Below are 13,818 nucleotides of genomic sequence, written 5' to 3' on the forward strand. Positions count from 1 at the left end.
ACATTTGGGAGTCAACTTTTGGGGGTGCATCGATGAGAAAAACATTTTTGGGATTGCTATTGGTTGCAGGTTTATGGGCTGGGACTGGCCAATCCGCTACGGCACAGGATCCATTTGCGTTTCAGTTCGGTTATACGCTGGGCTACCAAAACAGCTTCAGGTACCGTGTTCCAGCCCCCCCCTATTTCTCGGTGCATCCACCAGTTTATTACGGTAAACGATATAGCCGCCCCTATGGCGAAAGCCCGTTTGCTTCTTGGCCACTTCTCCAGCCGAACCCTAGTTACATGCCAATGCCGACGGTTAGTCATGCTGCGACCAGTGTCGTCAACACGCATTGTGTCGACTTGCATTGCTCGACTGAACGAGACGCCGATACCGCACCGGTCGCGAGTCGATCAGATGCACCTCTCACGTCGCCACCTCAAATCGTAGAAGCCATCGTCATTATCAATCCCTATGCATTAGAACAGTATGCAAAGGTAAACAATCAATAGATTGGTTGTTTATGGGCATGGAGCGTTACTTCCTTTGGATGCATCTATTCTTCATCCAAAGTTCTAGCTCTTCCAAAAGCGAAATCGAACTCGCTGAGGGCTGGAACCATCATGGCCGCTGTTGCGAACGCGTAAGAAATGGTGACGGTTAAAAAGACCGTCAATTCTTGGTCGCGGAGCAAAAAGCTCGTGATGGCGAAGAAGGTCAAAAACGGTAAAAGGAATGAGCTTGCCGTAATGGCTGGCGATGGGTTTCTGCTACCCAATGCAATGTAGAGTCCGGTTCCACCACCAAGAATGATGAACAGAAACGGTGCGAGCTGTCGTCCAAAAGAACCACGGAACATAAGCATGATGAGCATGCAGACCGCGATTCCGAGGAAAAGAAAGAAGACGGTACCCAAACTGGTTCCAATCGCGACGCGACTCTGTGCGTAAATCATGCCGCAATGGATTCCGAGCATGGTCACGAATACGACCATCACCAGGATCGTTAAACAAGTGAAGATATAGTTCTCCGTTCCGAGGGCTCCTCCCCACCATAAAAACGTGCAGAGCGCGAGAGGTGCCAATACCATTTCCTTCGTAACGTACATAACGCCGAGCAGTTTGCCCAGCAAAAACGACGGCGGCGTAATTTCGGTGACTAGAAGCAAATCGAGAGCTCCTCCGTCCCGTTCATTCGTAATCGAGTTCACAGCGAGGGCGTTGATGATGATTAGGGACAACACCAAGAACGGAGCTAGCAGCGAAACCGTTTCTGGGATCAGCTTTTCTTGGAAGGAGGTGATTTCGAAAGCGACACCCGAAGCCATCGTCTGCTGTAGCCCAAAGCCAACGACCAAGGCGAAGAGCAGGTAAGCCAAGCGAACAAAGACGACTTTTCGACCGTAAGCCCAAGTCCTCATTTCTCGCCAAAGGACTGGATTGTTCCAGACGGTTCGCGGGGCTCGGCTCTTCCAGGCCTTGACCTCTCGCTTCGTTGAGACGTTCGCGTTCGGTAAACTTGTCACTACGACCGAGTCGCCTGTTGGACTTGCTGCCTCAACGGCGAGAGTTGCCCGATCATCTTCCTCGCTAGCGGCCGTTACAAGGCGGCGTTCCCGTGAAGGATTCCATACTCGCAGTAAACTTACAGAGAGCAATGTCGTAAAGCCACCGATTAACAATACAACTGAGCCGGCAAAAAATGCATTTCCTCCTGGTACTGAAATGGGGAACAAGGAGGGACTGGGGAGTGGTTGCGTAATCTCAATCACGGCACGCAAAGGGCTGATAAGGCTCGCCCAAGCGGAAGGGATAAAGGAGATCAGTCCTGAGGCAACCGCCTCTCCAAAGGACAACCAGAATGCAAGAAGCAGAGTCGTCACAGCAAGTGCTTGAAAGGTTTTCTCTCTCCAGAACGCTAGAGTTGCTCCCAAGGCAGCGCAAGTGATAAGGGTGCTGCCGGTGATCCAAGTCGCGGACAAGACTTGTTCAACGGAAACGCCACCCAGCAAGAGAACTAAAAACATTACAGGACAAGCAGCCAGAAAGGCGTTGAACGATGCGAGCAGTCCCGCACCGATTTTTCCAATCACAACCTCCGCGTTGGTCAGTGAAGTCATCAACAGCAAAATGATCGTTTGTTTGTCCTTTTCGTGGCTCACTGCCGTCGTCCCCGCGAGAGCGGCGGTAAACATCAGAACGACCAGCTGAAACGGAGCGATTAGCTGAAAAATCAAAACGCCAAACTTGGCCAAGTCCCCCGGGTTCTGGACGGGCTGGATGCCCGCCATGAGAAGCCATGTCGTGCAAATGATTCCAAACACCATCAGCGAGAAAACGACTCTTGTGATGAAGTGCCGTCCCCGACGAGGGAGAGTTGCTATTTCGCGTTGAAAAATCGGTCCAATCATGATGCCAAAAGTTTAGCTGCGAATTCCAGTAGATGCTATTCGTAACTGATTCTTCACAGAAAATGACAAACTTTTCAAAGTTTGTGGCCTGCAACCTCCAGAATCGATCATGAGTGGGCTCTCTATCCGCCGACCACTATTTATGAAGAATGCACAAACATATGAGGTGTCTATGAGCTATTTACGGCATTGGAAACTGGCAGCCGCTCCCTTTCAGCACCCTCGCACGACCGATGACGTCTTCCTTGGCGGGACCGTAGCAGAAGCGATTGCACGCTGTGAATTCGCAGTGGGACAACGAAAACGTTTATCTCTTCTGGTCGGCCCGACCGGGAGCGGGAAGACCGTTGTAGGCTGGCGAATGGCGCAACAGCGAATTCTCAAGACCGTTAACGAGCACCCGAGTATCATCTCTTTGCTGGGACAGACGAACTACGACATTCTTGGATGTGCTCTGCAGCAAATTGATCCAGACTGCACAGGACATTGGGAAAGTGTCGAACAGCAATTGCTCAAGTTTTCAGAAGCCGTTTCTAGCTATCGAATCGTCGGGCACCATTGCATTTTCTTTGCCGACGAGGGGAACGAAATTTCTGAAACACAACTCGAATTGATCTGGCGAATGATTCGGATTCCCGGACTTTCCGTGTTTCTGACCGTTTCGGAGGAGACTTTGGTCGATCTGCCAAGAGGCTTCCTTGAGGCGGTGGATCTGCGAATTCAGGTCCCTGCGTGGGATCTGGGACAAGTAGCCGATTATTTTGATTTTGCGATTTCTCGCGTTGGTGGCGATCCCAACATTTTTGACGCTCAAGCGATCACGCGAGTACACGAGCTGTCAAGTGGAATTCCGCGTCGAATCTCACAACTGGGGGACTTGGCGCTCATTTCCGGCGCTGTGAGGCGATTAGGGCAGATTAACGCAGAGTTGGTCAATGAGGTTTGCAACGAGTTTACTTTCTCAATCGGACCGAATTTTCCGATTTTTTGGGACAGTCAACAATTGAACCCTACCGTTCTCGAGTAAGAATTGATTGGAGGGCAGAGCTCACATGCGTAAGTGAACTTTTCCTTTTTCTCTCATGTCGGTATTTTCAGTTCACCCACAACACGACATGGAAAGGCGATGGCCATGAGCAACAAGAAAAAAAACTTCACGATCGATCAAGCACGAGCGATGCTTCCATTGCTCAGGCTTATAGTGACGGATATTGCTCTAGCCCATCGCGAGCTGACGGAACGAAAGTCCATCATCCGTAAGGTGCAGCGCCAACACGACAACAAGCCACGTTTTCATCTGTATGGGGACGAGGTGCTCGCTATCCACGAAGAGCTCAAGCAGGATGAGCTGCACTTGGAGAACTACGTGACTGAGCTGGAGGGGCTGGGTGTCATTCTTCGCTCTGCACATGACGGCGTCGTCGATTTTCCGACCGTCGTCGATGACCAGCCAGCTTTTTACACTTGGCAAATGGATCAGACCGACGTCGTCGATTTTCACTTTGCTGGAGAATCGACCGCAGATCGCAAGCCGATCGTCGCAGGCTAATTGACTTTGGCTCAGGAAATCTATCTTCTGAAAAACTCGTTTGTGATTGCGCCATACATGTTTGTTTCCATGAGGAAGTTTGGGTAATCCCCCATCCACTAGTCGTTCAGATCCATTAGAATGCTCGGGCGGATTCGTTTCCTCCCTCCAGCCGTCTAAGTCTTATGTCGAACGAAGTCTTTCTTGCCATCGATCTTGGGGCATCTAGCGGGCGTGTTATCGCCGTGGAACTTTTGGAGAACGAACTTTCGTTGCAGGAGGTTCATCGGTTCGAGAATCAGCCAATTGGAATTGGAAAGCGGTTACTCTGGGACGTGCTGGGGCTCTGGAATCAGGTAGAACAAGGGCTTGGTAAGGCGGCGCACATGTACGGGAGTCGTATCCGAAGTGTCGGGGCCGACACCTGGGGGGTCGATTACGTGCTACTCGACAAGAACGATGATTTTGTCGGACCCGCGTTTTGCTATCGCGATTCGCGTACCACGGGAATGTTGGAGCAAGCTTTCGCTCGGATGAGCAAACGTGAGATTTTTCAAAACAGTGGTGTTCAGTTCATGGAGATTAACACCTTGTACCAGCTCTTAAGCATGAGGTGCGAAGGCTCTCCACAGCTGGACATCGCGGATAGCTTTCTTATGATGCCCGATTTTTTTCACTGGCAGCTTTCCGGGGAAAAGACCAACGAGTACACGAATGCCAGCACGACACAAATGCTCAACCCAGTCACTCGTGCGTGGTCGCAGCCGATCCTAGAATCGATGAATTTGCCAAGCAACATATTTCGGGATCCGATTCAACCAGCTACTCAGTTAGGTCCCATTAGAGAGAAGGTGCTGAAGCGAACCGGTTTGCCCAAGGATTGCATCGTAACCGTCCCGGCAAGCCACGACACGGGATCGGCAGTAATCGCCGTGCCAGCTAGCGATTTCGCTCCGGCAAAACCTGATTGGTGCTACATCAGTTGTGGCACATGGTCACTCATGGGAGTCGAATTGGCGGAACCAATCTTGGACGATCGCTGCTTGGAATTCAATTTTACCAATGAGGGAGGAGCCCAAGGTAGCGTTCGACTTTTGAAGAACATTGCCGGGCTCTGGCCATTTCAGCAATTGCGGGTGTCATTGCAACGCAAGGGGCGTTCGCTGAGTTGGGAATCCATGGCGCAGATGGCGGAGTCGGCACCCGTTCATCAAGCCTACATCGATCTCGATGATCCTCGATTTGTAGCACCCGAGGATATGTTGGAGTCGGTAGTTGGTTACTTAGCTAGTACCGGGCAGAGCGTTGACAGTGAATCGACGCTTTTGCGTGTTGCGTTGGAGAGCTTAGCCTTCAAGTATCGCACCTATTTCCAAGCGTTGGAGAAGCTTGTTGGGACGCGAATCGAGGTCATACACATGGTAGGTGGAGGGATCCAAAATCGACTACTCTGCCAGATGACCGCCGATGCATGCAATCGGCTTGTGGTTGCAGGACCGGTTGAGGCTACAGCTTTGGGGAACGTCGTGGCCCAGTGTGTTGGACTGGGACGGTTTTCGTCCATTCTGGAAGCGAGGCAGTGGATGCGAGGTTCTCCAGACATTGTCACCTACCATCCGCAGAACCCCGCCGCTTGGGATGACGCATCGACAAGACTTAGAATTGCATAAAAAAACAGCGGCCCAGTGAGCCGCTGTTTTAGGTTTGGTTCCGATCGGACGATTATCTTCTTCTAACCCCTTGGAGGATCAATTGCACCCCGAAGGTGAAGAAGGTACCGATGCTGAAGTTAATTACTTCTTCGATCGGCTTGTGACGTAGGATCAGCGTGTCGCCGGGCTGGACAAGGGGCCTTTCGCGAGGATCTTGTTGTGCTCTGGCCAAGTCAACTTCGATGGTGATCTGCCCACCGCACGGTGTCTTTCGAAGGATGAATAGGGCACCTGGAGCGACACCCCCTATAGAGCCAATACCGAATCCACCACCGCCACGATTCATCTGCCCCCCTACGCTAGCACCTGCCATTGCCATCGCTCCAAGGACGTCCAGGTCATAGTCACGAGGTACCAGGAACTCACCGCCCGGTAGCAAGCCACCTGTGTAGAATACTTCGGCATCGCGAGATTCGATGTAGACCACGTCTCCTTCTTCGAGGATGATATCCTCGAGACTGAAGGATGGGATAACACCTGGAGGAAGCCGCAACGGAATCTTCAGAACCGAGGGGTCATCTGGCAAAGGAGGCGGACATGTGCAAGGGTTCGGATTGCTGTAGTAGCTCTCATAAAACTGGCGGATAAACGAATCCCGTTCCTGCTGCTTGGCGCGGTTCGTCCTAAGAATCTTCACCTCGTTCTTTGCGTTAAGGCCAGGTAGCCCCCCAGACTCCATCAAAGCGTGTAGCACATCGTTTTGGTAGGCGGGGAGTTTAACGACTTGACCGGAAGAACTCTGGTCAGAACCTCGAGTAAAAGTCCCACGCGGGCCAAACTGTTGCCACATGTTATTCTGTGATGTCATGTTGACGTCTTGACGCACTACAACGATGTTATAGGTGCGTTCCTTCATGAGAGTAACGCTGGGCTGCAATAGGGACTCTTGAGGGAAAATCTTTTTCCGTATGTATTCCTCCCGAATCAAGTCCCGGATCTGAGAAATTGTCAGGCCCTTGACTTTGAGAGGATCTATGGATGGCAGCGAGATCGTACCGTCTTCCTGCACTAAAATCGGATAACCGATTGAAGGATCAAGAGTGCTATCCCTGTCGGGGAAATTAACAGGAGGTGGTTCAGGTGGGACGTCAGCACTGGCAAACGGGAGGATTCCCTGAATGTAGATGCCGAGAATGTCGCCATGATCAACTAGGTACTGTCTCGGAGGATCCTGCTTGAGTCGCGAAGGATCGAGAGGCACGAGATTGCTCTTTGATTCCGCCAGGAATTGGGGAGGGAGGCGTCTGGCGGGAACGCCCGACAGGGGCTGTGTGAGATTCGTACAACCGCTGCTAAAACCTGCCGTCAGCAGGAGCCCCGTGATACAGGCTGATTTTTTGATACGACCTAATGTTTGGCGCATCGAACTTACAACTCTATTTCGCGTTGTCGCAGGATTCCATTCCATAGACATTTTGGTCACCTCAGAGCCTCGGTTGGGCTATTGTTTTATTAATTTCGTGTATCAAGTAGTTCTATGTTGCTCAGCGATGCTGATGACAACTTATAAAGACAAATTCCGAACGCAGAGAATCACTGACTCTCTAAATCTGTGTAGGTCATCGTCATGTCAGATGGCGAACCTAGGGGCAGTGCCATTCCTCCCGGAGCGTTAATCCTCTTCCCTTGGATAAGTGGGTTAGGAACCGCGTTGGCGGGAACCGGATAGATTCCCTGATATTGAGGATCTAGTTTTCCGTGTTCCGCATACTGATGCTGAACGTTGGCGGATGTCTGGATTTGATAGTAGCCACCTATCCCATCTTCTTCAGCAGCGCGTGCGCCGTGCGGATACCCTGCGAACCAAGCAGCAACGCGCGCTTGTCCTTCGCATGACTGGTACCTCCACCCCCAATACTCCCGAGGTGGGAAGATGGGAACACAACCGGTTCCACCATCGGCTACGTCCATGTATCCTGCCCGGAAACCCTTGCGGAAATCGCCAATGTTGGGCTGATTGACAAAATGTTCAAAACGAGAGTTCCAGGCATATTTAGAAGCGGTGTTATTTCGGTGGCGGAGCTTTGTTTCGTTCCAATAGTTGCCAACACCTAGCCCCGTATAAAGACTCTGGCAACCAGTGGCAGGCAAAAGTACTGCTGCGAGAAAGGTCAGCAAAAGCCGTCGCTTGACGGGTCTGAACCTTAACCATTTACGCGAGAACGACTGTGGTTCTCTCCATGTGACCGACATTCGGAAGCCCCCTTATTTCGATGCAAGCGTTGAGGCACCAGGAATCCGAACGGCATTTCCTTCCCTCACGCATCATCAGCTATCGACAGTCGGTGCAAGCTGAGTTTAACGAATTTAACTACGATCCCGTTATTGCGGCCTGTATCGCGAAGTCCGAAGGTAATGGTTTTAGTGCAAGTACCAAGGTTCGTAGCGTTCATTTTGGGCGTTTTCAGTATCGTGGAAACTTTTCCGGTGAAGATTCATTCCTTCCCACTAAACTAGGGCCGGAAGAGAGGGCCTATGTCAAACGATTCTGACCGTAGCGATTTAGATAGCAATCGAAGCAGTTCTACCCGGAGGCGTCAACACGGTAGCGGCCGTGGGAGATCATCGTCTTCGTCTAGGCGATCGTCGTCCAAAACATCCTGGAGCTTGCCAGCGCCTGAGCGTTGGTTGCAATTTACCAGCCAGGCGTATTGTTTGCTTTTCCTTGTTCTAACTCCGTGGTTGTATGGGTCTGTAGAATGGGGAACGCAGCTAAAGATTTTGGTTGCCGCTGGTGGCCTGTTCTTGTTGCTGTCTGCTTACTTGATTTTGTGTTGGTTTAAGAAACTTACCACTCTCAGAATACCTTCAGTGAGTTGGTTATTTCTTGGGTTGTCAGTCTATGCTTTCGTTCAAGGAGCAGCAATTTTCCCTCGCGATTCGGAGGGACCGGCTCCCCCGTCAGTAGCTTTGCAAAAATGGGCATTGGGGGAAGAGAAGTCCGATCTACTCGAAGAACGGCTGATCCTTGCAGACTTGGTTATCCAAGATCCGTTGGCTCCATGTGATGCTGTAGATCTTCGAGGAACCACTTTGTCTTGGAGTATTGAACCGCTGCATACGCAAGGGGCGATTGGAGCCTTACTGCTTTGTGCTTTGTTTACGTTTGCGGGCGCGACGCTCTTTTCCGATAAAAAGAGCCAGGTGATATTGCTGGTTGCCATGACGGCAATGGGGATCGCGGTCGCTTGCTTCGGCTTTTTGGGTGCTTATTCCTACCGATCTGAGAATTTCCTAGGATTAAGAACCGGCTCTTCTTTTGCCTGCTTCAAGTCGAAAAACTCAGCAGCTGCGTATCTGAACATATGTTTGGCAGCTAGCCTCGGACTTGTAGCTTGGACCCTTATTAATTTGCAACGCAAAGATTCGGATCTAAGATACAAAGTTGTCGATGGCACAATATTGAGTAGGGTACGTGGTGCCCTGGAAGACTTTTTATCTGATCTTAATACACCCCAGATTGCCGCTGTGATCTGCGCTGTGGTGATCGGAATCTCTGTCGTGATTAGTCAATGTCGCGGTGCCGTTATGGCGGCAGTTGCTGCAATCGTAGCAACTGCATTCATCGTCGGTAAAAAGAGCTCCCGAGGTGGCAATATAATCGCCCCGACCTTAATTGTCCTTGCAGCGTTAGCGGCTAGCGCAGCATTCCAATTAGATGAGAATTCCTACGAACGACTGGAAACGTTGGCAGAATTTGATATCGAAGCAGATTCTATTTCTGGCCGAATCTACATTTGGTCTGTCGCGATAGATGCCATGAAATATTTTGGCTTTTTGGGTAGTGGCCTAGGTACATTTCATTTCGCATACCTTCCTTTTCAGCATCCTACATCTCCCGGATGGTTCTACCATGCAGAAAGCTTGTACCTTCAGATTGGTGTTGAGCTTGGGCTAATCGGCTTGCTCCTGGTGTTCGCTTGGATCGGGCGTATCGGCATCAAGTTACAATCGCGAGTGTCAAGCGAAGCTTGGAAAGCTGTCACTCCCATGCGCATCGCTGGAGCATTCTTGTTCTTCAGCCAATTAGTTCACTCGTCTGTTGATTTCGGTCTGATTTTGCCCGCCTCTTTCCTACCTGCTTGCCTTCTTCTTGGATCCTGTTTGTCAGGGATTGATGCCGCAAAAGAAAGCTCGATGAAAAAGAGGGATCAACGTCATTTGAAGGATGATGAAAAGAGCTCGAAATCAAAAATGAAGAGTCCAATCATCGTTCTTGGATTCTTCCTTTCGTTAGGTGGTTTGGGATTTCTGATAAAGCCGAGCCTCGAAATCCTAGCTGCAACCGAAGCTATAGAGTACAAATTTAGAAACTTATCACGCCTCCGCCCATCAGAGAAGCAACCGGGTAGTTTAGAAACCCTGCTCGACACATGGCACTTATCGGCCAAAGATCTTAATCGTAGTCCCGATGCGTTGCGAATTCTCGCTCAGTCTGCTATTCAGGATCAACGCCTAGAAATAATCATGGCAAGTCCTTCAAGCGATTGGGATTCCACGTGGAAACTTACAGATCCTATTTTACTTCAGCTTGGCTTGGATCGAGAAAAGTCACCAGATAAGCAGGCGGAAATATTGAGGTTAGCGGGTGGGAATAAAGCTTTAGAGACGATGAAAAACGCATCCTATTGGTACTCACTTGCTCATTCTCGTTCCCCGTTGGATTGGCGGCTTAGTTGGGGAAGGTGCCGAAACACCCTCACATGCTCACGTGAAAACATGTTACCGCTTGTGAGCCCGGTTGTTCAGCTAGGACAACATGCCACTAATCAGCTCATCGAAAGCTCCTTATTATTTCGCGCCCAATTGAGTGATTACCAGATCGACAAAATTTGGCAGCAGGCGATGAAGACAAAGCCATCTACTGCGATTCAAACGGCGCGAATGATGATCGCAGAAAGAGATCTTGAATCATTAGATATTGCAGTCTTTCCTCAGCGCTCAGACATTTTGCGTTCACTTGCAACTCAAGTGTTCACTTCGTCGGAATTTCCGGAGATACATAAGCGTTTGTGGACTAGAGCTAGAGAGGTTTTGGATAAGACAAAACCAAGGGCCTTGCGTGAGCTTTGGCTTGCTGACGCAGCGAGAGCCCTCGGAGAATTAGAGCAGGAAATCCAGCACCTCCGCGTCGCGTCCAACTACGAGCAGAACAATAATCGACTCTCCCATCGTTTAGCGCTTCGGCTCTTAGATATCGGTGACATCGATGGAGCAAAAGCTGTTTTGGATCGAATGAGAAGGATGGATGCCGATTCATCGGAGGTGAAGGACCTTACTGCCAAGATAAATAACCGTCGCAATAAACCATAACTCACTTCACCACGAAATTCACCATCCGCCCGGGAACAACGATTGCCTTGACGATCTGTTTGCCATCAAGCAGTTCGTTGATTCGCTCGTGACTTCTGGCTGCCTGCTCAAGCTGGTCTTGGGTTGCATCAGCTGCAACCATCACTTTGGCTCGGACCTTTCCGTTGATTTGCAGCGGGACTTCAATTTCGCTGGTTTTAGTCAACTGCTCATCGTACACCGGCCATTTTTCGTAGGCTAATGACCGACTGTGCCCAAGAGCCTGCCACAATTCTTCGGCTATGTGCGGTGCATACGGAGCGAGCAACAATACCAGAGCTTCCATCCCTTTCTTCGGACGGACTTCCTCTTTGGTGAAGAAATTGACGAACTCCATCATCCTCGCAATGGGCGTGTTGAATCCCAGCGTCTCAATGTCGCGAGTCACGTTCATGATCGTGCTGTGAATGACTCGATTCTGCTCCGGGGTAGGCTCGACATCTTGAATCGAATCGAGCAAAACGTTGTCGTCCGCTTGAGTGTTGATCATCAATCTCCAGACGCGATCCAAGAAATTCCGAACCCCATTAACCCCTTTGGTGCTCCAAGGTTTGGTTGCCTCGAGTGGCCCCATAAACATTTCGTAGAGCCGAAGAGAATCGGCACCATATTCTGAGACAACAGCATCAGGATTGATGACGTTACCGCGAGCCTTGGACATTTTGTGTGCGCGGCTTTCCAATCGAATCGTTGGATCGCTAACCAAAACAAAGCTGTCCCCTGATTTGGTGACATCGGCTTCCTCGACTTTAACGGGACTTACCGGTACCTTGGTCCCCTTCTCGACCAACCCCTCGTCACCCTTCATCAAAGCACTCGTGCTGACCCATCGCTGATCAGCCGTTTGGTAACCCGTGTACTCGACTTCGCCTAGAATCATTCCTTGATTGACGAGTTTCTGGAATGGCTCTGTATGCGAGACGTGACCACGATCGTACAGAACCTTATGCCAGAACCGTGCATACAACAGATGAAGCACCGCATGTTCCGCACCTCCAATGTAGAGATCGACAGGCATCCACGCTTTTTCTTTCGCCTTGTCCACCAGTGCATCGGAGTTCTTGGGATCAATAAAGCGCAAATAGTACCAGCACGAACCTGCCCATTGAGGCATGGTATTCGTCTCGCGGCGATATCGCGTACCGTCAATATTGACATACAGCCATGAGTCATCAGCCTTAGCCAATGGGGGTTCGGGACGACCGTGCGGTTTGAAATCTTCTAAGTGAGGCAAGTCAACGGGCAATTGATCGCGATCCACTGACCTTTTGCGTCCTGTCGGATTACCGTTCGCATCCAGTTCATGCAAAATAGGGAACGGCTCACCCCAAAAACGTTGTCTACTAAAGAGCCAGTCACGAAGCTTGTAATTGACCGCCTGCTTCGCGATTCCCGCTGCTGCCAAGCTCTCGATGATTTTCGCTTTGGCCTGTTCGGTATCCAGCCCATCGAGCTCGCCACTGCTCATCGCCGTTCCCGGCCCGGTGTAACACACGGTACCCGTTAGGACTCCTTCGAGGTCCTCGACAGACGACGAGGGGCGAACTACACATGTCACTGGTAACGAAAACGCTTGGGCAAATTCAAAGTCCCGATCATCATGAGCCGGAACTGCCATAATGGCCCCCGTTCCGTAACCAATCAGCACATAATCCGCTACCCAAATGGGGATCGGTTTGCCTGTGACAGGATTGATGGCATAGGCACCGGTAAAGACTCCTGTCTTTTTCTTGTCGCCATCGGTGCGGTCTCGATCACTCTTAAACGATGCAGCATCGGCATAACTCTGAACCTGAGCCGCTTGCTCGGGGGTAACAATTTGCTTAACGAGCGGATGCTCCGGAGCAATGACCATATAGGTCGCACCGTAGAGGGTATCGGGACGTGTCGTGTAAACCCGTATCGTTTTCTCGGGTTGGGTCGCGGGAAATGGTATTCCTCGTCTCGCGTTTCTCCAGTTTTCGAAATCTGCTGGTTCGATGATGGGGAAATCAACCTCAGCACCGGTGCTGCGACCGATCCAATCGATTTGCAATTTCTTAATGCTCGGCGACCAATCCAATCCTTCTAAATCGCTCAAAAGTCGATCCGCATAGGCGGTAATGCGCAACATCCATTGTCGTAACGGGATTCGTTGAACAGGGTGCCCTCCTCGTTCGCTCTTCCCGTCGATGACTTCTTCGTTGGCTAAAACAGTACCCAGACCTGGGCACCAGTTGACTAACGCTTCGTCTTGGTAAGCGAGTCTATGTTTATCTTGGTACTCCGAGACGGCGTGATCTCCGGCCGCCTCGACCTCGGCTGGAATAGGGAGTTCCGAGATGGGACGGCCTTTGTTGAGGCTCTCATCGAACCATGTATCGTAAAGCTCCAGAAAAATCCACTGGGTCCAGCGAAAGTACTCTACGTCTGTCGTAGCCAAGCATCGATCCCAGTCGTAGCTAAAGCCCAGCATCTTGAGCTGACGGGTGAAATTCGCAATATTCTGCTCCGTGCTGACCCGTGGAGGCGTGTTGGTACGAATCGCGTACTCCTCGGCTGGGAGTCCGAATGCATCGTAACCCATTGGGTGCAGGACCGTTTTACCTTGCATCCGGGAGAATCTCGCGGTGATGTCGGTCGCTGTGTACCCTTCAGGGTGCCCTACGTGCAGACCGGCACCGCTCGGATACGGAAACATATCCAGGATGTAAACTTTTTCACCGGCTGGCATTTCCGGGCAACGAAACGTCTTGTTGGACTCCCAAAAGTCTTGCCATTTCGGCTCGATTACCGCAGGGTTATAGCGAGGCATAGAACAACAGTCTTGCTTATAATTGTCGAGAAACTCA

At 50.8% G+C, this 13,818-nt stretch carries 10 protein-coding genes; 6 read left to right on the plus strand and 4 right to left on the minus strand.

Annotated elements, in window-relative coordinates; all coding sequences use genetic code 11:
- Positions 1-32: 32 nt before the first annotated feature.
- Positions 33-497: a hypothetical protein gene (locus SH449x_RS05610; RefSeq protein WP_482380341.1), complete on the plus strand. Its 465-nt coding sequence runs from the start codon at positions 33-35 to the stop codon at positions 495-497.
- 44 nt (positions 498-541) lie between these two features.
- Here SH449x_RS05610 and SH449x_RS05615 read toward each other — a convergent pair whose 3' ends face one another.
- Positions 542-2,395 carry an ABC transporter permease subunit gene (locus tag SH449x_RS05615; RefSeq protein ID WP_482380342.1) on the minus strand — a complete coding sequence of 618 codons (1,854 nt, stop codon included), beginning with the start codon at positions 2,393-2,395 and terminating at the stop codon, positions 542-544.
- A 172-nt stretch (positions 2,396-2,567) separates the two neighbouring features.
- On the opposite strand from SH449x_RS05615, the gene SH449x_RS05620 reads away from it, so the two are divergent.
- The 3 genes from SH449x_RS05620 to SH449x_RS05630 all read left to right on the plus strand — a co-directional run bounded on the left by SH449x_RS05620 (position 2,568) and on the right by SH449x_RS05630 (position 5,593).
- Entirely contained in the window at positions 2,568-3,422 is an 855-nt protein-coding gene (locus SH449x_RS05620) for a hypothetical protein (protein WP_482380343.1), read from the plus strand.
- A 105-nt stretch (positions 3,423-3,527) separates the two neighbouring features.
- Positions 3,528-3,944, plus strand: coding sequence for a DUF2203 family protein (locus SH449x_RS05625; RefSeq protein ID WP_482380344.1), 417 nt, complete (start codon positions 3,528-3,530; stop codon positions 3,942-3,944).
- 164 nt (positions 3,945-4,108) lie between these two features.
- A complete protein-coding gene (locus SH449x_RS05630) occupies positions 4,109-5,593 on the plus strand; it encodes a rhamnulokinase (protein ID WP_482380345.1) in 1,485 nt (494 codons plus the stop codon).
- Between the two features lie 52 nt (positions 5,594-5,645).
- Here SH449x_RS05630 and SH449x_RS05635 read toward each other — a convergent pair whose 3' ends face one another.
- On the minus strand, positions 5,646-6,998 hold the full coding sequence (locus SH449x_RS05635) for a polysaccharide biosynthesis/export family protein (RefSeq protein WP_482380346.1): 1,353 nt from the start codon (positions 6,996-6,998) through the stop codon (positions 5,646-5,648).
- A 170-nt stretch (positions 6,999-7,168) separates the two neighbouring features.
- Positions 7,169-7,828 carry a hypothetical protein gene (locus SH449x_RS05640; RefSeq protein ID WP_482380347.1) on the minus strand — a complete coding sequence of 220 codons (660 nt, stop codon included), beginning with the start codon at positions 7,826-7,828 and terminating at the stop codon, positions 7,169-7,171.
- Positions 7,829-7,848: 20 nt separating this feature from the next.
- On the opposite strand from SH449x_RS05640, the gene SH449x_RS05645 reads away from it, so the two are divergent.
- Both SH449x_RS05645 and SH449x_RS05650 read left to right on the plus strand, forming a co-directional pair.
- Positions 7,849-8,127, plus strand: a complete 279-nt coding sequence (locus SH449x_RS05645) for a hypothetical protein (RefSeq protein WP_482380348.1) — start codon at positions 7,849-7,851, stop codon at positions 8,125-8,127.
- A gap of 319 nt (positions 8,128-8,446) precedes the next feature.
- A complete protein-coding gene (locus SH449x_RS05650) occupies positions 8,447-10,948 on the plus strand; it encodes an O-antigen ligase family protein (RefSeq protein ID WP_482380349.1) in 2,502 nt (833 codons plus the stop codon).
- A 1-nt stretch (position 10,949) separates the two neighbouring features.
- Here SH449x_RS05650 and leuS read toward each other — a convergent pair whose 3' ends face one another.
- Complete coding sequence (gene leuS, locus SH449x_RS05655; RefSeq protein ID WP_482380350.1) at positions 10,950-13,781, minus strand: leucine--tRNA ligase; 2,832 nt, start codon at positions 13,779-13,781, stop codon at positions 10,950-10,952.
- Between the last annotated feature and the right edge of the window lie 37 nt (positions 13,782-13,818).

This window comes from Brakhagea baltica, assembly GCF_052161605.1.
In the GTDB taxonomy this organism is placed as follows: Bacteria; Planctomycetota; Planctomycetia; order Pirellulales; family Pirellulaceae; genus JBKCUI01.